Origin of the sequence: Micromonospora sp. WMMD1076, assembly GCF_029581475.1 — a bacterium.
GTDB classification, from domain to species: Bacteria; Actinomycetota; Actinomycetes; order Mycobacteriales; family Micromonosporaceae; genus Micromonospora; species Micromonospora aurantiaca.
The window spans coordinates 5,912,053-5,930,706 of the sequence record NZ_CP120862.1; the positions used below are offsets into that span (position 1 = coordinate 5,912,053).

The 18,654-nt window shown below is 72.3% G+C and carries 21 protein-coding genes and 1 riboswitch; of the genes, 10 read left to right on the forward strand and 11 right to left on the reverse strand.

Going from position 1 to position 18,654, the window contains the following annotated elements:
- Positions 1-38 precede the first annotated feature (38 nt).
- The 3 genes from O7622_RS26620 to O7622_RS26630 form a co-directional block, all read right to left on the reverse strand.
- Complete coding sequence (locus O7622_RS26620; RefSeq protein WP_282310875.1) at positions 39-1,418, reverse strand: glycine--tRNA ligase; 1,380 nt, start codon at positions 1,416-1,418, stop codon at positions 39-41.
- Positions 1,419-1,531: 113 nt separating this feature from the next.
- Positions 1,532-2,074 carry a hypothetical protein gene (locus O7622_RS26625; RefSeq protein WP_282310876.1) on the reverse strand — a complete coding sequence of 181 codons (543 nt, stop codon included), beginning with the start codon at positions 2,072-2,074 and terminating at the stop codon, positions 1,532-1,534.
- A gap of 25 nt (positions 2,075-2,099) precedes the next feature.
- Entirely contained in the window at positions 2,100-2,441 is a 342-nt protein-coding gene (locus O7622_RS26630) for an antibiotic biosynthesis monooxygenase family protein (RefSeq protein ID WP_282310877.1), read from the reverse strand.
- 27 nt (positions 2,442-2,468) lie between these two features.
- Between O7622_RS26630 and O7622_RS26635 the strand changes: the two genes are divergently transcribed.
- The 7 genes from O7622_RS26635 to O7622_RS26665 all read left to right on the forward strand — a co-directional run bounded on the left by O7622_RS26635 (position 2,469) and on the right by O7622_RS26665 (position 6,586).
- On the forward strand, positions 2,469-2,732 hold the full coding sequence (locus tag O7622_RS26635) for a DUF6703 family protein (RefSeq protein ID WP_282310878.1): 264 nt from the start codon (positions 2,469-2,471) through the stop codon (positions 2,730-2,732).
- 87 nt (positions 2,733-2,819) lie between these two features.
- Entirely contained in the window at positions 2,820-3,767 is a 948-nt protein-coding gene (locus tag O7622_RS26640; RefSeq protein ID WP_282310879.1) for a metal ABC transporter substrate-binding protein, read from the forward strand.
- On the forward strand, positions 3,764-4,528 hold the full coding sequence (locus tag O7622_RS26645; protein ID WP_282310880.1) for a metal ABC transporter ATP-binding protein: 765 nt from the start codon (positions 3,764-3,766) through the stop codon (positions 4,526-4,528). Before O7622_RS26640 ends, O7622_RS26645 begins: the two co-directional genes overlap by 4 nt.
- Before the next feature lies 1 nt (position 4,529).
- Positions 4,530-5,405 carry a metal ABC transporter permease gene (locus O7622_RS26650; RefSeq protein ID WP_282310881.1) on the forward strand — a complete coding sequence of 292 codons (876 nt, stop codon included), beginning with the start codon at positions 4,530-4,532 and terminating at the stop codon, positions 5,403-5,405.
- A gap of 43 nt (positions 5,406-5,448) precedes the next feature.
- Positions 5,449-5,751 carry a metalloregulator ArsR/SmtB family transcription factor gene (locus tag O7622_RS26655; protein ID WP_013287947.1) on the forward strand — a complete coding sequence of 101 codons (303 nt, stop codon included), beginning with the start codon at positions 5,449-5,451 and terminating at the stop codon, positions 5,749-5,751.
- Between the two features lie 52 nt (positions 5,752-5,803).
- A complete protein-coding gene (locus O7622_RS26660; RefSeq protein WP_282310882.1) occupies positions 5,804-6,409 on the forward strand; it encodes a hypothetical protein in 606 nt (201 codons plus the stop codon).
- A 9-nt stretch (positions 6,410-6,418) separates the two neighbouring features.
- Positions 6,419-6,586, forward strand: a complete 168-nt coding sequence (locus tag O7622_RS26665; RefSeq protein ID WP_282310883.1) for a hypothetical protein — start codon at positions 6,419-6,421, stop codon at positions 6,584-6,586.
- A gap of 51 nt (positions 6,587-6,637) precedes the next feature.
- Here O7622_RS26665 and O7622_RS26670 read toward each other — a convergent pair whose 3' ends face one another.
- The 4 genes from O7622_RS26670 to O7622_RS26685 all read right to left on the reverse strand — a co-directional run bounded on the left by O7622_RS26670 (position 6,638) and on the right by O7622_RS26685 (position 10,894).
- Complete coding sequence (locus tag O7622_RS26670; protein ID WP_282310884.1) at positions 6,638-8,611, reverse strand: acyl-CoA dehydrogenase family protein; 1,974 nt, start codon at positions 8,609-8,611, stop codon at positions 6,638-6,640.
- 108 nt (positions 8,612-8,719) lie between these two features.
- Positions 8,720-9,220 (reverse strand): DUF6328 family protein, encoded by a 501-nt coding sequence (locus O7622_RS26675; protein ID WP_282310885.1) that lies wholly within the window; start codon positions 9,218-9,220, stop codon positions 8,720-8,722.
- Between the two features lie 91 nt (positions 9,221-9,311).
- Positions 9,312-10,061, reverse strand: a complete 750-nt coding sequence (locus O7622_RS26680) for an SIS domain-containing protein (RefSeq protein ID WP_282310886.1) — start codon at positions 10,059-10,061, stop codon at positions 9,312-9,314.
- Positions 10,058-10,894: an alpha/beta hydrolase gene (locus tag O7622_RS26685; RefSeq protein ID WP_282310887.1), complete on the reverse strand. Its 837-nt coding sequence runs from the start codon at positions 10,892-10,894 to the stop codon at positions 10,058-10,060. The genes O7622_RS26680 and O7622_RS26685 overlap by 4 nt, the downstream gene beginning before the upstream one ends.
- A 76-nt stretch (positions 10,895-10,970) precedes the next feature.
- Positions 10,971-11,077, forward strand: a riboswitch (TPP riboswitch).
- A gap of 75 nt (positions 11,078-11,152) precedes the next feature.
- Between O7622_RS26685 and O7622_RS26690 the strand changes: the two genes are divergently transcribed.
- From O7622_RS26690 to O7622_RS26700, 3 genes are all read left to right on the forward strand, one after another.
- Positions 11,153-11,743, forward strand: coding sequence for an ECF transporter S component (locus O7622_RS26690; RefSeq protein ID WP_013475532.1), 591 nt, complete (start codon positions 11,153-11,155; stop codon positions 11,741-11,743).
- 113 nt (positions 11,744-11,856) lie between these two features.
- Entirely contained in the window at positions 11,857-13,362 is a 1,506-nt protein-coding gene (locus O7622_RS26695; protein ID WP_282310888.1) for an ABC transporter ATP-binding protein, read from the forward strand.
- Entirely contained in the window at positions 13,359-14,159 is an 801-nt protein-coding gene (locus O7622_RS26700) for an energy-coupling factor transporter transmembrane component T (protein WP_282310889.1), read from the forward strand. Before O7622_RS26695 ends, O7622_RS26700 begins: the two co-directional genes overlap by 4 nt.
- Positions 14,160-14,380: 221 nt before the next feature.
- On the opposite strand, the gene O7622_RS26705 is transcribed toward O7622_RS26700, so the two are convergent.
- The 4 genes from O7622_RS26705 to O7622_RS26720 all read right to left on the reverse strand — a co-directional run bounded on the left by O7622_RS26705 (position 14,381) and on the right by O7622_RS26720 (position 18,467).
- Positions 14,381-14,764, reverse strand: coding sequence for a hypothetical protein (locus tag O7622_RS26705; protein ID WP_282310890.1), 384 nt, complete (start codon positions 14,762-14,764; stop codon positions 14,381-14,383).
- Positions 14,765-15,021: 257 nt separating this feature from the next.
- On the reverse strand, positions 15,022-17,346 hold the full coding sequence (locus O7622_RS26710; protein ID WP_282310891.1) for a hypothetical protein: 2,325 nt from the start codon (positions 17,344-17,346) through the stop codon (positions 15,022-15,024).
- A complete protein-coding gene (locus tag O7622_RS26715; protein WP_282310892.1) occupies positions 17,343-18,098 on the reverse strand; it encodes an ATP-binding cassette domain-containing protein in 756 nt (251 codons plus the stop codon). The genes O7622_RS26710 and O7622_RS26715 overlap by 4 nt, the downstream gene beginning before the upstream one ends.
- Positions 18,099-18,122: 24 nt before the next feature.
- Positions 18,123-18,467, reverse strand: coding sequence for a hypothetical protein (locus O7622_RS26720; RefSeq protein ID WP_282310893.1), 345 nt, complete (start codon positions 18,465-18,467; stop codon positions 18,123-18,125).
- Positions 18,468-18,654 lie beyond the last annotated feature (187 nt).

The following is an 18,654-nucleotide window of genomic DNA, read 5'->3' on the forward strand; positions in this document are numbered from 1 at the left end:
TACGCCAGGCGTTAAGAGGGGGCCCTTCCTTACACGGGTCAGCAGCCGGGGAGGCGCTCGATCAGGTAGCGCTCGACCTGGTCCAGCGAGACGCGCTCCTGGGCCATGGTGTCCCGGTTTCGCACGGTCACCGCGTTGTCGTCGAGCGTGTCGAAGTCGACCGTGACGCAGAACGGCGTGCCGATCTCGTCCTGCCGGCGGTAGCGGCGGCCGATCGCCTGCGAGTCGTCGAACTCGACCACCCAGCGCTTGCGCAGGTCGGTGGCGAGCTGCTTGGCCTTCGGCGACAGCGCCTCGTTGCGCGACAGCGGCAGTACGGCGACCTTCACCGGGGCCAGCCGCGGGTCGAAGCGCATGACGGTGCGCTTGTCCACGCCGCCCTTGGTGTTCGGCGCCTCGTCCTCGTCGTACGCCTCCAGCAGGAACGCCAGCACCGCGCGGGTGAGGCCGGCGGCCGGCTCGATCACGTACGGGATCCAGCGCTCGCCCTTGCCCTGGTCGAAGTACGACAGGTCGACGCCGGAGTGCTTGCTGTGCGTGGACAGGTCGAAGTCGGTGCGGTTGGCGATGCCCTCCAGCTCGGCGAACTCGCTGCCGCCGAACCGGAACCGGTACTCGATGTCGACGGTGCGCTTCGAGTAGTGGGAGAGCTTCTCCTTGGGGTGCTCGTAGAAGCGCAGGTTCTCCTCGGACAGGCCCAGGTCGAGGTACCAGTTCCAGCGCTCGGAGAGCCAGTACTCGTGCCACTGCTCGTCGGTGCCCGGCTCGACGAAGAACTCCATCTCCATCTGCTCGAACTCACGGGTCCGGAAGATGAAGTTGCCCGGGGTGATCTCGTTACGGAACGACTTGCCGGTCTGCGCGATGCCGAACGGCGGCTTCTTGCGGGCGACCGTCTCCACGTTCTTGTAGTTGACGAAGATGCCCTGGGCGGTTTCCGGGCGCAGGTAGTGCATGCCCTCGTCGCTCTCCACCGGGCCCAGGTAGGTCTTCATCAGGCCGTTGAACATCTTCGGCTCGGTGAAGGTGCCCTTGTTGCCGCAGTTGGGGCAGTTCAGCTCCGTCAGCGAGGTCAGCGGCTTGCCGTGCTTGGCCTCGTACGCCTCTTCCAGGTGGTCGGCCCGGAACCGCTTGTGGCAGGACTGGCACTCGGTCAGCGGGTCGACGAACTCGGCGATGTGGCCGCTGGCCTCCCAGACCTTGCGGGCCAGGATGACCGCCGAGTCGAGGCCGACGACGTCGTCGCGCTGCTGCACCATGGTCCGCCACCACTGCCGGCGGACGTTCTCCTTCAGCTCGACGCCGAGCGGACCGTAGTCCCACGCCGACCGGGTGCCCCCGTAGATCTCGCTGGAGGGAAAGACGAAGCCCCGGCGCTTGGCGAGGCTGGTGACGGCGTCGATACGGTCGGCTGGCATGTTTCCTCCTACGCCGGCTGGCGGTCGGCGCGGTCGAGATGGATGGAACCGGGCTGTTCGGGACAACGGTACGACCGTGTCCGTCCCGAGCCCAGCAGAATACCGGGGGCCGGTCAGCTCACCCCGCAGACCTCCACGCCGCCCGTCTGCTGGTCCGGCGCGAGCGTCACGGTCTGCGCCTCCCGCCGGCCGCCGGCGAGCGTGACGTCCACCGGCACGGTGAGCGTGGTGAGGTCGACCTCGCCCACCCGGTAGCCGGAGATCTGCGGCTCGGTCGCCACCCGGCGCTCGAACTCGCGCCGGGGCTCGCGCCGCCGGATGTCGTCGCAGAGCGTGTCGTACGCCTTGGACCACTCCCGGGCCACGAGCGCCTGGTAGTAGTCGTTCGTGACCGCCCGGCCCTGCTCACCGATCGCCTGGGCGTTGCTCACCGCCAGGCCGACCACTGCCGCCCCGCCCCCACCGCAGCAGATCAGCACGGCCAGCGCGCCCGCGCCGAGGCCGAGCCAGAGCCGGGTCCGCCCACCCTCGGTGGGCGGGGCGGCGAACGGCGGCGCGGCGCCGGGCCCCTGCGGCGGCGCGGGCGCCCCGTGTTCCGCCGGCAGCGCGGGCGGAACGGATGGCGGGGGTGGCGCGGCCGGTCCGGGAGCGGTCATACGCGCCAGGGTAGTGCCCCGGCACTCAGCGATAAGGACCTGCGGCACGATCGCTGGCGACGACGACGATCTCACCCTCGGGGGCGGCGCCGGCGAGGGTCTCGTACGCCGACGGCTCGTCCACCGATCGGGCGAGCAGCGGCACGGCGGTGACCTTGACGTCGAATCCGCCGAGCGCCCGCCGGTACGCACCGACCGACTCCCACTCGGTGACCAGGAGCCAGTGGTCCGGGTCGTCGAGCGCCCGCAGCAGTTCACCGCGCAGGTAGCCGGGGCGGGCGGCGAGCGCGGCCAGCGCGGCGTGCGCCGCACGGGTGAACTCGTCCACCGTTTCGGCTTCCACCACGAAGCGGTTGGTGACCAGCACGGGGTTCCTCCTCGTAGAGTCTGTGGCATGCAGCGTACGCAGAGTCCCGTGCTGTCCCGGTTGGCACGGCTCAATCCGACGGCGGTGTTCCTGGCCACGCTGGCCCTGGTGCTTGTCGGCCTCTTCGCGCCCGGCCCGGCGGGCGGTGTCCTGCTGCTCGTGCTGGCCGGCGGGCTGGTCTGGCTGATGTCGGTCACCTGGCAGGTGCAGGCCCCGGCGACCCGGATGCTCCGGCTGGTGATGCTCACCTTGTTGATCGCGGTGGCGCTGGCGAAACTCATGGTCGGCTGACTCGGGCAGCAGAGCCGGACTGACCTGCACTGACATGCAATCATGCGTTTTTGACAATAGTTTTCGTTGTCGCGGACAGTTGAGCCCATGACCGTTCGTGCACCCCGCCGCGTCCTGACCGCCGCCACCGCCGCCCTGCTCGCCGCGGGCGGACTCACCGCCTGCGCGGACGGCGGAGGCGGCGGGAGCGAACCGGGCAAGGTCGACGTGGTCGCCGCGTTCTACCCGCTCCAGTTCCTGGCCGAGCGGATCGGCGGCGACACGGTAACGGTCAGCAACCTGACCAAGCCCGGCGCCGAGCCGCACGACCTGGAACTCAACCCGCGGCAGGTCGGCCAGGTCGCCGACGCCGACGTGGTCGTCTACCTCAGCGGCTTCCAGCCGGCGGTGGACGAGGCGGTGGAGCAGAACGGCGGCGACCGCACGTTCGACGTGGCGGGCGTGACGCCGCTGCGGGACGCGGCCGCCGGTGGGCACGACCACGATCACGAGGGCGAGGCCGGGCACGCCGAGGAGGGCGGCGGCAAGGATCCGCACGTCTGGCTCGACCCGACCCGGCTGGCCACCATCGGCGACAAGCTCGCCGAGCGTCTCGGCAAGGCCGACCCGGACCACGCCGCCGGCTACACCGCCCGCGCCGGCGCGCTGCGCACCGAGCTGACGAAGCTGGACACCGAGTACGCCGACGGTCTGCGCACCTGCCAGCGCCGGGAGATCGTCACCAGCCACACCGCGTTCGGCTACCTGACCGAGCGCTACAAGCTGGAACAGATCGGCATCAGCGGGCTCACCCCGGAGTCCGAGCCGTCCCCGAAGCGCCTCGCCGAGGTCGCCGAGGAGGCCCGGGAGCACCAGGCCGGCACGATCTTCTTCGAGACGCTCGTCAGCCCGAAGGTCGCCGAGACCATCGCGCGTGAGGTCGGGGCGAAGACGGCCGTCCTGGACCCGCTGGAGGGCCCGCCCGCCGACGGCGACTACCTCTCCGTGATGCGTACCAACCTGCAGACCCTGCGAACCGCTCTGGACTGTTCATGACCCCACCCGTGATCGAGATCGCGCACGCCACAGTCGGCTACGACGGCCGCCCGGTGCTGCGTGACGTCTCGTTGACAGTGACCGCTTCAGAGGTGGTCGCCGTGCTCGGCGCCAACGGCTCCGGCAAGTCGACGCTCGTGCGCGCCGCGCTCGGCCTGGTGCCGGTCGGCGCCGGGTCGGTCGCCCTGTTCGGCACGCCGCAGCGCCGCTTCCGGCAGTGGCACCGCATCGGGTACGTGCCGCAGCGGCTCGGCGCGGGCAGCGGAGTACCAGCCACCGTGCGCGAGGTGGTGGCGTCCGGACGGCTGGCCCGCCGGGGCGTACTGCGGCCCGCCGGGCGGGCGGACCGGGAGGCGGTGGCGGCGGCGCTGGACGCGGTCGGGCTCGCCGACCGGGCCGGTGACCCGGTGTCCACGCTCTCCGGCGGCCAGCAGCAGCGCACCCTGATCGCCCGCGCGCTGGCCGGCGGACCGGAGCTGCTGGTGCTGGACGAGCCGACCGCCGGGGTGGACGCGGCCAGCCAGGAGGCGTTCGCCGGGGCGCTGCGCGCGTTCCGCGACGGCGGCGGCACGGTGCTGCTCGTCGCGCACGAGCTGGGCCCGCTGCGCCCGCTGATCAGCCGGGCCGTGGTGGTGCACCAGGGCGGGATCGCCCACGACGGCGCGGTGCCCGAACCGGCCGGCCACCACGCCGACCCGGACCACGAGCACGTGCACCCGCACTGCGACGAGGAGCCGGCCCGGCTCTGGACAGGCATCTGAGATGGATCTCTTCCAGTACGACTTCATGCTCCGCGCCCTGGTCGGCGCGCTGATCATCGGGCTGGCCGCCCCGGCGCTCGGCATCTACCTGGTGCAGCGCCGGCTGGCGTTGATCGGCGACGGCCTCGGGCACGTGGCGCTCACCGGCGTCGGCGCGGGACTGCTGCTCAACCACTCCCCCGTGCTGGTGGCGGTGATCGCCGCGACGCTCGGCGCGGTCGTGATCGAGCTGGTCCGCGCGTACGGGCGCACCTCCGGCGACCTGGCGCTGGCGTTGCTGTTCTACGGCGGCATCGCCGGTGGCGTGATGCTGGTCGGGCTGTCCGGCGCCAGCAGCGGGTCGCTCAACGCGTACCTGTTCGGGTCGCTGACCACCACCTCCCGCACCGACCTGATCACCATCGGCGTGCTCGGAGCGGTGCTGCTGGTGACCATGCTGGTGCTGCGCCCGGCGCTGTTCGCGGTCTGCCACGACGAGGAGTACGCCCGGGTGTCCGGCCTGCCGGTGCGGGCGCTGAACCTGCTCATCGCGGTCGGCACCGCGGTCACGGTGACCATCGCCATGCGGGCGGTCGGGGTGCTGCTGATCAGCGCGCTGATGGTGGTGCCGGTGGCCACCGCGCAGCAGGTGACCCGGGGCTTCCGGTCGACCATGACGGCGGCCATGGCGCTGGGCCTGTTCGCCGCCGGCACCGGGGTCTGGGTGGCCGCGACCGCCGACACCGCCCCCGGCGCGTCGGTGGTGCTCGTGGCGATCGGCTCGTTCCTGCTGGTCGCGCTCGCGGCGGCCGGTCTGCGGGCGCTGCGGCGGCGGGTGCGGGCCGACCGGGCGACGCCGCTGTCCGAACCGGCCGAGCACGAGGTGCTGCTGCGGTGAGGCCCTGCCCGCCGGCGCAGCTGGGATTGGTTACCGTTACAGGGTGACCGGCACGAACGGGTATGACGCCTTCGAGGGCGCGGGTGACCTGCTGCGCGCGCTCTCGGCCCCGATCCGGCTCGCGATCGTCAGCGAGCTGGCCGAGGGCGAACGCTGCGTGCACGAGCTGGTCGAGAAGCTCGGCGCGCCACAGCCGCTGGTCTCCCAGCACCTGCGGGTGCTGCGGGGGGCCGGTGTGGTGCGCGGGTCGCGGCGCGGCCGGGAGATCGCGTACGCGCTGGTCGACGACCACGTCGCGCACATCGTGGCGGACGCGGTCAGTCACGCCGGCGAAGGGTCGCACTGAGCGGGAAATCGGCCAGGTGCCGACACGCCCGTGCCGTGGGACGCTGTCCGGCGTGAAGATCTACGCCGACCGTTTTCCCACCGCCGTCCGCCAGTTCCTCACCGACCTGCTCGTGGTCGTCTGGGTGTACGCGGCGATCCGCTTCGCGCTGTGGCTGCACGACGTGGTCGAGAAGCTCGCCGTACCCGGGCAGAAGCTGGAGGGGGCCGGCGGCGGACTCGCCGACAACCTGGCCGACGCCGGCGGCAAGGTCGGCCGGGTGCCGATCGTCGGCGACGAGCTGACCGCGCCGTTCACCCGGGCCGCCGACGCCGCCCGCTCGGTCGCCGAGGCGGGCCGCGACCAGCAGGAACTGGTCGGGCAGCTGGCGCTGGGGCTGGCCGTCGCGGTGCTGGTGTTCCCGCTCGGCCTGGTGCTGTTCGGCTGGCTGCCGCTGCGCCTGCGCTGGATGCGCCGGGCCGGCGCGGCGAAGGCCCTGGCCGGCGCGCCGGCCGGCCGGGATCTGCTGGCGCTGCGCGCGCTGGCCGGTCAGCCGCTGTCGAAGCTGACCCGGATCGCGCCCGACGTCGCCGAGGCGTGGCGGCGCGGCGACGACGCGACTGTCGACGCGCTCGCCGCGCTGGAGCTGCGCGAACTGGGGCTGCGCGGCGGCCGGTAAGGTGTGCCGGTGCTGTACTTCCTGATCGTCGTCGCCGTGCTGCTGCTGGGGTATGCGGGCGTGCTGGTGAGTCTCGTCCGCAAGGGCCGCAAGATCCCGCCGTCGGCGTACCTGGTGCTGGCCGGGCTCAACGGCCTGATCCTGGCCGGCATCCTGGCCTGGGCGATCGCGCGCTGACCGGCTCGCCCGGACGGCCGCGCGGGCGGCCGTCCGGACGGCACGGTCCGGTCAGCCGGCGGGCGGGATGCGACGACGGACGTCCTGCTCGGTGGACGGCCCCGGCTCCCAGCGGGCCACCCACGGCAGGTCGGCGGGCGGGGTGACGACGCCCTCCTCCACCGAGGCGTACCGGCCGGCGACGATCCGCTTGGCGGCGGCCACGTCGACCGAGTCGGTGTTCGACCACAGGCCGGTGAACAGTTCGTCGACGCGTAGCCGCGCCTGCCGGCAGAACAGGTCGGCCAGCTCGACGTTCTCCGGGTGCGCGTCCCGCTCGGCGTGGGCCCGGACGCAGACCGCGCTCATCGCGAACAACTCCGCGCCGATGTCGACCACCCGGCCGAGGAACGCCTGCTTGCGCTCCATCTTCCCCTGCCACCGCGACATCGCGTAGAACGTCGACCGGGCCAGCTTTCGGGAGGTCCGCTCGACGTGGCGCAGGTGCCCGGCCAGCGGCCCGAACTCCTGGTACGCCCCGGGCGTCTGCCCCTTTCCGACGGCGAGCGTGGGCAGCCACTTCGCGTAGAAGGCGCCGGCCCGCGCGCCGGCCTTCGCCTTGCGGCCCAGCCCCGCGTCGGGGTCGATGATGTCGCCCGCGACGGACAGGTGCGCGTCGACCGCCTCCCGGGCGATCAGCAGGTGCATGATCTCGGTGGAGCCCTCGAAGATCCGGTTGATCCGCAGGTCGCGCAGGAGCTGCTCGACGGCGGCCGGCCGTTCCCCCCGGGCGGCGAGCGAGTCGGCCGTCTCGTAGCCGCGGCCACCGCGGATCTGGATCAGCTCGTCGGCGATCCGCCAGGCCATCTCACTGGCGTAGAGCTTGACCAGCGCCGCCTCGATCCGGATGTCGTTGCGGTCGTCGTCGGCGAGCATGCAGGACAGGTCGAGCATGGACTCCATGCCGTACGTGGTGGCGGCGATGAATGCGAGCTTCTTCGCCACCGCCTCGTGCTCGCCCACCGGGCGGCCCCACTGGACCCGGTCCGCCGCCCACTCGCGGGCCACGTTGAGCGCCCACTTCCCGGCGCCGACACACATGGCCGGCAGCGAGAGCCGCCCGGTGTTCAACGTGGTCAGCGCGATCTTGAGGCCCTTTCCCTCACCCCCGATCACGTTCTCCTTGGGCACGAACACGTCGTGGAACCGGGTGAGGCTGTTCTCCAGCCCGCGCAACCCGACGAAGGAGTTGCGCCGCTCCACGGTGATGCCGTCGCTGTCGCCCTCCACCACGAACGCGGTGATGCCGCCGCGCCGCCCCTCGCCGGCCGGCACCCGGGCCATCACCACCAGCAGCGTGGCGAGCGTGCCGTTGGTGGCCCAGAGCTTCACCCCGTCGAGCCGGTAGCCGGTGCCGTCGGCTGTGGGCTCGGCGGTGGTGGCGAGCCGGGCCGGGTCGGAGCCGACGTCCGGCTCGGTGAGCAGGAACGCGGAGACCTCGCCGGCGGCGAGCCGGGGCAGGAACCGTTCCTTCTGCTCGGGCGTGCCGAACATCTTCAGCGGCTGCGGCACGCCGATCGACTGGTGCGCGGAGAGCAGCGCGCTGACCGCCGGGTTCACCGAGCCGACGAGCATCAGCGCCCGGCAGTAGTGCAGGTTGCTCAGCCCGAGCCCGCCGTACCTGCGGTCGATCTTCATGCCGAACGTGCCGAGCCCGGCCAGGCCGTGGAACACCTCGTCGGGAATGCGCGCGTCCCGCTCGATCGCCTCGCCGTCCACCTCGGACGTGAGGTACGCGCGCAGCGCGCCGATGAACTCGTCAGCGCGGGCCACCTCGGCCGGGTCGGGGCGGGGCCACGGGTCGATCAGGTCGAGCCGGAACCGGCCGAGGAACAGTTCCTTGCCGAAGCTGGGCCGGTCCCAGGCCGACTCGCGGGCCGCCTCGGCTACCTGCCGGGCCTCCTTCTCGGAGACCTGGCCCGCCTCGGCGGGCAGCGGCCCCGCGCCGTCTGGTGACTCGGGCCGGCTGTTCTGTGTCGTGGTCACGGCTGCCTCCTCGTCGGTCCGGCTGCGTCGACGCGTTCGACGAAAACGACGCTACCCCCGGGTGTTACCCAGGGGTAGCGCTGCGTGCACGTCCGATTTGGCGGACGGTCAGTCGGTGAGCGTCTGCGGGTTGTCGTCCTCGTCGTCGATGTCGTCCTCACCCCAGTTGCGCCGGCTGAACGGCAGGATCGCCCAGAAGATCAGGAACCAGACCCCGGTGAGCGCGCTGAGCAGGAACGCGATCGGCCGGTCCAGCACGAAGTCGGTGACCAGCAGGACCGAGCTGACCATCGCGATCAGCATGAAGAACAGGCCGCCGGTGGCCATCCGGTGGGCGAACCGGACCAGTTCCGGCTTGCGCCCCTGCCGGAACAGCGCCCGGTGGAACGCGACCGGAGAGATGATCATCGCGGCGGACGCGGCGGCGGTCAGCAGCGCCACGATGTAGACGTCCCGCTGGAACTCCGTGGTCCGGCCGAACCCGTTGCTGAACGGCAGCGTCAGCAGGAAGGCGAAGAGGATCTGCACGCCGGTCTGCGCGACCCGCAGTTCCTGCAGCAGATCGGCGAAGTTGCGCTGCCAGCGCTGCTTCTCGGATTCCTTGGACACTCGCGGACCTCCCCGGGAGACGGCACGGCCGGCGGGTGAACGCCCACCGGCAGGACCGCCTGTGCCCCGTACGGATGATCACGAAACCGGTTCAGGAACCGCGGCGGATCCGGCCTGCGTACCGTGCCTCCAGCTCGGCGTTGTGCTCGTCGCCGCCGGTGATGTTCGCGGACAGGTAGACCGGCGGGCACTCCCCCGCCGCGACCAGCCGGGCCACCACCTCGGCGACGATCTGCTGGGCGAGCAGCGCCGCGGTGATCGAGGAGACCGCGCCGACCGCGCCGCCGCCCGGTAGCGGCAGCGTGGCGTCGCCGTACGGTGCGCCGTTGTCCAGCACCACGTCGGCGAAGTCGGCGAGCTTGCGGCCGGACGGGTGCCGCGACGCCATCCGGGCCGAGTGCTGCGCCGACGTGATCGCCACCAGGCCGTGCCCGCGTTCCTTCACGACGGACGCGAACTCGACCATCGCCCCGTTCACGCCCGAGTTCGAGGCCAGCACGAACACGTCCTGCGGCCGGATCGGCGCCAGCTCGTAGAGGCGGTGCGCCACCGCCGGGTCGCGTTCCAGCTTCGGGCCGAGCACGTCGGCCGGGTCGCCGCCGACCAGCACCAGGTCACGCAACGCGATCCGGTTGGTGGGCACCAGCCCGCCGGCCCGCCCGGCGATCTCCATGGCCAGCGCCTCGGAGTGCCCGGTGCCGAACGCGTGCACCACGCCGTCGGCGCGCAGCGCCGCCGCGATCAGGTCGGCCGCGTCGGCCACGTTGCGCCGCTGCTCGGCGGCGACCCGGCCGATCGTCTCGGTCACCACCGCCAGGTACGCCTCGGCGCTCACCGTCATGCCTCCTCCGTTCCTGCGCACCGGGCGAGGATCGCCTCGGCCAGCGGGCCGGGCGCCTCGTCCGGGATCCAGTGGCTGACCCCGGGCAGCACCACGAACCGGTAGTCACCGGTGACGTGCGCGGCGCACGCCTGCGCGGCCGTCCGGCCGATCGCCACGTCCTTGTCGCTCCAGACGAACGTGGTGGGCACCCCGGCCGGGGCGACCGCCTTCATGTCCGTCCCGGTCATCGCGCGGTACCAGTTCAGCGCCGCCGTCAACGCGCCCGGCTCGCGCATCGGCTCGGCGTACCGGGCGACAGTGCCGGCGTCGCCGACGCCGCTCAGCAGCTTGCGCAGCGTGGCGCCGTTCCACGCCAGCAGCACCTTCTCCGCCGCACCGGGCTTGCGGAACAACGCGATGTAGGCGGACTTGACCTTCTGCCGCGGGTCGGTGGCGAGCGCGTGCCCCATCGCGGCCGGGTGCGGCACCGACACCGCGGTGAGCGTCCGGACCCGCTCCGGGTGCGCCGCCGCCAGGCCCCACGCCACGATCGCGCCCCAGTCGTGGCCGACCACGTGCGCGCCTGTCACCCCGAGCGCGTCCAGCACCGCAGCCGCGTCGGCCACCAGCTCCGGAATCCGGTACGCCCCGACGTCCGCCGGGCGCGCCCCGGGCGAGTAGCCGCGCTGGTCGAGCGCGTACGTGCGCAGCCCGGCGGCGTGCAGCGCGGGCGTGACCGCGTCCCACTCACCGGAGTGCTGCGGGAAGCCGTGCAGCAGCAGGACCGGGTCACCGTCCTCGGGGCCGCCGGCGCGTACCTCGAACGTCAGTCCCCGCGCATCCACCAGCATGATCGCCACCATACCGACACTCGCCCCGCTGGGCCGGGGGCCGTGGTCGGTGCTAGCGTCTGCGACGAGACAACTTCACATCCGACAGGGGAGCGCACAGCGCTGAGAGTGCGGGCCGGTGCCCGCAGACCCTCGAACCTGATCTGGGTAATGCCAGCGCAGGGAGTTCGGTCGACCTCCAGCCGCGTCGACGTCCGGTGACCACCGGGCGCGGCGTGCGTCTTCTCCTGGTTCACCTCGACGAACTGGGAGCCAACCGTGAACCACACCGACAGCAACCGCTGGCGTACCGTCGACATCGTCGTCGCCTCGGTCATCGCCGTCGCCTTCGGCGTCGTCTTCTGGGCCTGGGGCCTGCTCTGGAGCGCCACCGACGCGGCGTTCGCGTTCTTCCCGCCGGCACAGGCCGTGCTCTACGGCGTGTGGCTGATCCCGGCAGTGCTCGCCGGCCTGATCATCCGCAAGCCGGGCGCCGCGCTGTACTGCGAGACGGTGGCCGCGATCATCTCCGCCCTGCTGGGCAGCCAGTGGGCGAGCATCGTGATCCTGCAGGGCCTGATGCAGGGCATCGGCGCCGAGCTGGCCTTCGCCGCGTTCCGGTACCGCTCGTTCCGCCTGCCGGTGGCGGTGCTGGCCGGCGCGCTGACCGGCCTCGGCGCGGCGATCTTCGACTTCGTCTACTGGAACAAGGCGTTCGACTTCGCCTCCTACCGCCTCCCGTATGCGCTGATCACGATCGTCAGCGCCACGATCGTCGCCGGTCTGGGCGCGCACGTCCTCACTCGCGCGCTGGCGAACACCGGCGTCCTGGACCGCTTCCCCGCCGGCCGCGACCGAGCCCTGGTCTGAGGCCTCACCCCACCCCGCCCGGTGATCAAGGAGTTTGCGTCCGCCGGGCACGGTTCTCCGGACGCGAACTCCTTGATCACGCAGGCTGGGCCAGGAGAGGGGGTGGGCGGGCGGTGAGCGGGGTGGTGCTGCGGGGGTTCGGGTGGCGGCACGGCGGACGGAAACGCTGGGCTCTGCGCGGGGTGGATCTGCGCGTGGAGAGCGGCGAGCGGGTGCTGCTGCTCGGGCCCTCCGGTGCCGGTAAGAGCACGCTGCTGGCCGCGCTGGCCGGGCTGCTGCCGGAGGACTCCGGCGAGCAGGAGGGCACCGTCGAGATCGACGGGCTGGACCCGCGCAAGGCCCGCGAGCGCGTCGGCATCGTCTTCCAGGACCCGGAGACCCAGCTCGTCATGGCCCGCTCCGGCGACGACGTGGCGTTCGGGCTGGAGAACCGTGGCGTACCCGCCGGGGAGATCTGGCCCCGCGTCGACGAGGCGCTGCACCGGGTCGGCTTCCCGTACGACAGGGACCGCCCCACCGCCGCGCTCAGCGGCGGCGAGCAGCAGCGGCTGGCGCTGGCCGGCACGCTCGCGCTGCGCCCCGGGCTGCTCCTGCTCGACGAGCCCACAGCCAACCTCGACCCGGCCGGTGCCACCCTGATCCGCCGGGCCGTCGCGAACGCGCTCAACAGGGACGCCACGATGGTCCTGGTCGAGCACCGGGTCATCGAGGCGCTGCCACTGGTCGACCGCGTCGTGGTGCTGGAACCCGGCGGCGGGGTGCGCGCCGACGGGCCGCCCGACGAGGTCTTCGCCGCGCACGGCGACGCGCTGGCCGCCGCCGGGGTCTGGGTACCCGGCCACGTCGCGCCACCCCGCCACGCCAGCACGCCGCCCGGCGACGTGCTGCTCACCGCGGAGCGGCTCGGCCTGCCGCCGCGGCTCGACCCCACCGATCTTCGGGTACGCGCCGGCGAGGCGCTCGCCGTCCTCGGCCCCAACGGGGCCGGGAAGTCCACACTGGCGCTGCTCCTGGGCGGCCTGCTGAAACCCGGCACGGGCACCGTCACCGCGTCGGCGGAACTCGCCGGGCGGGACGCGCGTACTCCCCCGCACCGCTGGCGGGCACCCGCGCTGGTACGCCGCATCGGCTCGGTCTTCCAGGACCCGGAGCACCAGTTCGTCACCGCCACGGTCCGCGACGAGCTGGCGCTCGGCCCGCGCCGCACCGGCCGGCCCGAGCCGGCGGTGACCGCCACAGTCGACGAGCTGTTGCACCGGCTGCGGCTGGACCGGCTGGCCGGCGCCAACCCGTACACCCTCTCCGGTGGTGAGGCGCGGCGGCTGAGCGTGGCGACGGCGCTGGCCACCGCGCCCCGCCTGCTGATCTGCGACGAGCCCACGTTCGGCCAGGACCGGCGGACCTGGCTGGAGCTGGTCGACCTGCTCGCCGAACTGCGCGACGCCGGGCACGGCGTGGTCACGGTGACCCACGACGAGGACTTCGTCGCCGCGCTGGCCGACCGGACGCTCACCCTGGACCGGTCACCGTCCGCCGCGGAGCGCTCCCTCGACGGGCGGCCCTCGGCCGGTGCCGAGCGCTCGGGCGACGACGGCCCGGCTGCCGGAGGTGTGCCGTGATCGGCCTCGAACCGGTCGCCGCACCCGGCGCCACGCTGGCCCGCCGCAACCCGGTGGCGAAGCTGGCCGCCGCGCTGGTCTTCACGGTGATCCTGGTGGCGACGCTCGACCCGGTGGCACCGGCCATCGCCATCGCCGTCGAACTCGCGGTGCTGCCGCTGTTCGGTGTCCGCTACCAGGTGCTGGCCCGGCGGGCCTGGCCGCTGCTGGCCGGCGCCGTCGGCATCCTCGTCACACTCGTGCTCTTCGCGGCCGACCGCTCCGGCCCGGTGCTGCTCCAGGCCGGGCCGATCCTGGTCACCGAGGGCGTGCTGACGACAGCGCTCGGGCTGGTGCTGCGGATGGTCGCGGTGGCCCTGCCCGGCATCGTCGTGTTCGCCACCACCGATCCGACCGACCTGGCCGACGCGTTGATCCAGAACGCGAAGGCGCCGGCCCGGTTCGCCATCGGGGCGCTCGCCGCGTTCCGGATGGTGCCGCTGCTGGAACAGGAGTGGCGGATGATCAGCATGGCCCGCCGGGCGCGCGGCGTGGACGCCGGACGCAACCCGGTGGCGAAGCTGCGGCTGTTCGCGTCCACAGCGTTCACGCTGCTGGTGGGCGCGATCCGGCGGGGCACCCGGCTGGCGGTGGCGATGGACGCCCGGGGCTTCGACGCGGGCACCCCGCGCACTGTGGCCCGCCCGCAGCGGTTCACCCGTGCTGACGCCCTGCTCGTGGCAGGCGCCGCGCTGCTGGCGGCAGGCGCGCTGGCCACAAGCATCGCCCTGGGCACCTTCCGCCCCTTGATCGGCTGACCCGCGCCTCCCCTCCGCCCCGTTGATCATGAAGTTGACGGCACCGGTTGCCCGTTTTTCCGCCGTCAACTTCATGATCGACCACGACCGGGCAAGATCTCGGTACGGAACGGCCCCTATGGCGGGTTCAACCGGTATCTTCCAAGATCTTCAGGGACGCCCGGGCAGGCCCCGGATGAGGGGCCTGCCCGGTGAGCCGCTGACCGGGACGGGGCTGTCGGTCAGCTGCGGCGGAAGGCGTAGAACCGGGTCTGGCCGGCGCGCTGGCTACGCCCGCCGAGCCGGGCCTGCCGCCCCGACGGGGGGCCGGACCGGGGCGGCTTCGCGGACGCGCCGGGCAGGGCCGGGATCTCCGGGGACTCCGGGAGCGACACCGATCCCGCAGCCACCGCGGGCACCATCGCGCCGATGACGGGCGAGACCGCCGGCGCATCCGCCGCAGGCGAGACCGTTGGCGCAGCCACAGTGGGCGGCACCGCGTCCGGGGACACGGTGGACGCCAGCGGCTCCGTGGGGGGCACCACCGCGGGCGGCGTCACGGTGAGCGCGTCGAGGTTCGGCGTGGACTGCTTGCGGGACTTCTTCGGATTGCGCTTCGCAGGCATTCGCGGGCCTCCTGTCGTGCGGGCGCGCCGACCGGGACGCGCCGAGCGAGGGCTCCGGTGCGTTCCGATCACAACAGACACCGCGACCGACGGCGGCGGGGAAGGGATGCGGACGCCCGGAGCGGGACGGGTCCATGGCACTTCGGCGGTGGACCGGGCTCGGAGGTGGGGCGTCACTTACGCATGCCGTAACGCTATCCCGCGACCGGAGCGCCCCGCATCCGAATTAACGCGAGAGACGCACTGCCACCCACCGGTCAACTCGGCGGCCGAACAGGCCGGGCGTAGTGCCCGCCGACGACCAGAACAGCTGCCATTCCGGCCAGCGACGGCAACATCCACCACCAGCCGAACGGGCTGCCGTCGTGGACGCCGGAGATCCATGCGGCGCAGATCGCGATCACTCCGGTCAGCAGGAAACCGGCGAACGGCGGCGCCATCAGCCGTGCCGCCAGCAGGCGGCGGTGTCGCCGGCCGGCGCCGGCTGCGGCGTACATGGCGCGCTGCCGAAGCTGGCTGGTCGAAATGACCGTGCCGACGCTGACCCAGAGCAGGCAGACGGCGGCCGCACCCGCCGCCGCCGTCCAGACCCCGACGGCCAGTTCGGGAGTCTTCTGCCCGACGAGCTCCGACGTCTGCCCGGTGGCAGCGAGCCGGGCCACAGTGGCACGGAACCGCGCCTGTGCCGCCTCGTCCAGCGTCCCGAAGTCCAGAAGCGCGACCAGGACGGCGTCGGACGCCCGCAGCCCGTACCGCTTGGCGATGTCGCTGTCCGGGGCGACCACCAGCCCGGGCATGTTCCCGCCCAGCGTCTCGTCGCCGGTGGCCGGCACGGTCTCGAGCGACTTGACCGCCGAGGTGTCGAGGTCGAAGTCGATCAGGCCGACGCGGTCGCCCTCGATCAGCCCTGGATCGGCCCGCGCCTCGCCGTCACCGAGAGCGGACGAGAGCGCCACGATGTTGACCGGCGACGACGTGTCCTTGGGCAGGCAGCTCAGGTGGTCCATGGGGTCGTTGCCACCGGAGGCGCGCATGCAGCCGACCGCCCTCTCGCCGGAGACCCGGAGGGTGTGGGTGTCCTCCACCGGGAGCTGGTAGGTCGCGGTACGGCTGCCACCCAGTCGCCGATACTCGTCGCGGAGCGCCTCGCCAGCCGGGGCGGGCACGTTGTAGACGAGGTAGGAACCGGTCGGCTGGACTGCGGGTGATGAGCGAACGCTCGCGATACCGGCGTGGGTGATGTACGCCGAGTAGTACGCGGTTCCGAGCGCCAGCAGCGAGGTGAGTGCACCGGCTAGCGCGAACGGCGTGGTCAGGGCCAGGACGAGGCGCCGTGACGCGGGCGCGGCGCGGGCCGTCGAGATCGGCACCATCGCGGCCGGCACGGTGAGGGCCAGCAGAACGGCACCCGGTACGGCGGCCTCGACTGGCAGCACGTCCACGAAAGGAAGCAGCATGCAGGCGAGGCCGAGAGCGGTGAGACTGATGGCCAGCCGGGGACGCGATCGCCAGGAGGGGCCGTACCGGGGGCGGTACCGCCGGCCCCAGACCGCCACGCTGACACCCACGGCGGCCCCGGCCACCACCACCGCCAGGACTGCACTCAGCGACGACCACGGGACGACCACGCCGCTCCACTCCTGGCCGACGAGCCCGGCCACGCCGCTTGCCGCCCGGGACAGGACGACGAGCGCCAGTGCCGCACCCAGGACGGCTCCGCCGACGATCGCCAGCACGGCCATCGCAATCGGCAACAGCCGCGCTCGCGACTCCCTGATCCCGACAGCGGTCAACGCGGCCACCTCCCGTCTAGTGGCCCGGGACGTCACGACCAGCAGGAGGAGCGCCATGACCGCGCCCAGGACGACAACCACCCGGGACACCTGCCGCGTCGTCGACAGGAGCGCGGACTGGAATCCGGCGGCCCGGTCCTGAGCGAGGATCGACGTGGTCCGCGCGGCGAGGTCACCGCGTTGCAGCAGCGGTTCGAGCGTCGGATCGGAGAAGGGCCGCCGATCGGTGAGCCAGAGATCGGCGTCCCCGGCGGGAAGACCGGCGCCCAGCAGGACCACCCCACGGTACGAGCGGTCCTCGGGCCTGCTCGTGATGCCGCTCACCCGGACCTCCCGCGAGGGGCCCGACGCCGACACCGTGACGGTGTCCCCGACGGAGACTCCGAGCAGACCAGCGAGGTGGGTCGAGATCGTCGCCTCGTCGTCGCGCGCCGGGAAGGCGCCCTGGGTCAGCACTCCGACGGGTAGAGGGTCCCGCAGCAGCCGCACCGACGCGGGGCTCTGCCGTCCACCCACCGTCACCGATCCGTCGTCGTCCCACACGGGGTGCAGCGCCGGGTCGGCCGCCAAGAGACCGGCCACCGGCCCCGGGGTGAGCACCTGCAGCGCGTACCGTTTGCCGCCACTGTCCGCCCGCACCGAGGTCGCCACGGCCTCCCGGGCGGAACGGTCGAAGATCGCGAGCGCGCCGGCGAAGGCGCTCAGCACGAGCATCGTGCAGAGCACGGCGGTCAGCAGCGCGCGGTGGTAGACGGCGAAACGCAGCGCGAGCCGCGCGTACAGGTTCACGCGTGCATCTCCGCCGCCATCGACTGGCCGTCGTGGAGATACACGCCCCGGTCCATCATCCGGGCCACGTGGTGATCGTGAGTGGCCACCACGACGCAGACGTCGCCCCGGGACGCAACCGCTCGCAGCAGCTCGGCGACCATCTCGGAGTTCGCGCGGTCGAGAGCGCCGGTCGGCTCGTCGGCAAGGACGACGGGCGCGGCCACGACCAGGGCGCGAGCCAGCGACACCCGCTGCCGTTCGCCGCCGGACAACGACTGCGGCATCCGCCCCCGCTTGTCGGCCAGGCCGACCGCGGCGAGAGCCTCCTCGACCCGGTCCGGCGCGTACGCGATGCCCCGCACCTCGAGCGCGAGCCGCAGGTTGTCGTGGACCGACAGGAAGTCGACCAGTCGGCTGTCCTGGTGAATGAACGCCACCCTCGGATCCACGGTGCCGTGGCCCACCCGAACCGGAGCTCCCTTGATGCGGACACTGCCGCGTTCGGGCCGCTGGAGACCGCCGAGGACGCGCAGGAGCGTCGACTTGCCGCTCCCGCTGGGGCCCATCAGCGCGACTGTCTCTCCCGGCGCGACTTCGAGGTCCACTTTGACGAGCGGCTTGGAGACCACGCGGCCCGAGGCGTACGAGACTGCTACCGAACGGCAGGACAACATATGTGAAGCACTCTCCAGGGCAGGCCGATCGGCGGACTTTCCGCACATCACGGCGCGGAAAAGAAAGCATGGCAGTGACCGGAACGTCGCTGCCATGCCAATAAAACTATTCGCCCACTGTCAGCGGTCCCGGAAGTCGATACCCACACGCTCGTAGTTGCCGGAGGCCCAGTCGCTGTAGTAATTGGTGTTGGTCTTGCTGAACCAAGATGTCTCTTTGTCGCAGCACCCTAGCATGTCGAGGTATCCGCGAGCTTCGCTCGACGCACTCAGGCTGCTGCAACTGGCGATGACCCGCACCGGGTCGGGGGCCCAGTTGACGACCTTTACGTCCTTGAGTGCGGTGCAGTTGCCGCTGGCCGCAGTCGCCGGCGCGGCGGTCGTCAGCGCAAGACCACCCGCCGTCAGCATGACGGCGAAGGTGACGCTCGAAAGTTTCCTGGACCGATTCCAGCGCAATTTCATCCCCGTTCTCCGCGGCTCGCCACCTCGAAGGCGAGCCAGCCTGAAGCCCAGGCTGCCATCCATCGAAACCCATGTCCATAGCTGTGATACGCATCACACTTGAGTGGTGATTAATCCTTGACAGAACCACAAGGCTTCGAAAGCATGCAGCAACGGCGATCTACAAGAATCGTCATTCCAAGGCGAT

Bases quoted from the DNA above. Each gene is read 5' to 3' on its own strand.
- O7622_RS26705 (WP_282310890.1), bottom strand. From the start codon at position 14,764: ATGCCTGCGAAGCGCAATCCGAAGAAGTCCCGCAAGCAGTCCACGCCG.
- O7622_RS26645 (WP_282310880.1), top strand. From the start codon at position 3,764: ATGACCCCACCCGTGATCGAGATCGCGCACGCCACAGTCGGCTACGAC.
- O7622_RS26720 (WP_282310893.1), bottom strand. From the start codon at position 18,467: ATGAAATTGCGCTGGAATCGGTCCAGGAAACTTTCGAGCGTCACCTTC.
- O7622_RS26715 (WP_282310892.1), bottom strand. From the start codon at position 18,098: ATGGCAGCGACGTTCCGGTCACTGCCATGCTTTCTTTTCCGCGCCGTG.
- O7622_RS26620 (WP_282310875.1), bottom strand. From the start codon at position 1,418: ATGCCAGCCGACCGTATCGACGCCGTCACCAGCCTCGCCAAGCGCCGG.
- O7622_RS26685 (WP_282310887.1), bottom strand. From the start codon at position 10,894: ATGCTGGTGGATGCGCGGGGACTGACGTTCGAGGTACGCGCCGGCGGC.
- O7622_RS26680 (WP_282310886.1), bottom strand. From the start codon at position 10,061: ATGACGGTGAGCGCCGAGGCGTACCTGGCGGTGGTGACCGAGACGATC.
- O7622_RS26625 (WP_282310876.1), bottom strand. From the start codon at position 2,074: ATGACCGCTCCCGGACCGGCCGCGCCACCCCCGCCATCCGTTCCGCCC.
- O7622_RS26635 (WP_282310878.1), top strand. From the start codon at position 2,469: ATGCAGCGTACGCAGAGTCCCGTGCTGTCCCGGTTGGCACGGCTCAAT.
- O7622_RS26650 (WP_282310881.1), top strand. From the start codon at position 4,530: ATGGATCTCTTCCAGTACGACTTCATGCTCCGCGCCCTGGTCGGCGCG.
- O7622_RS26640 (WP_282310879.1), top strand. From the start codon at position 2,820: ATGACCGTTCGTGCACCCCGCCGCGTCCTGACCGCCGCCACCGCCGCC.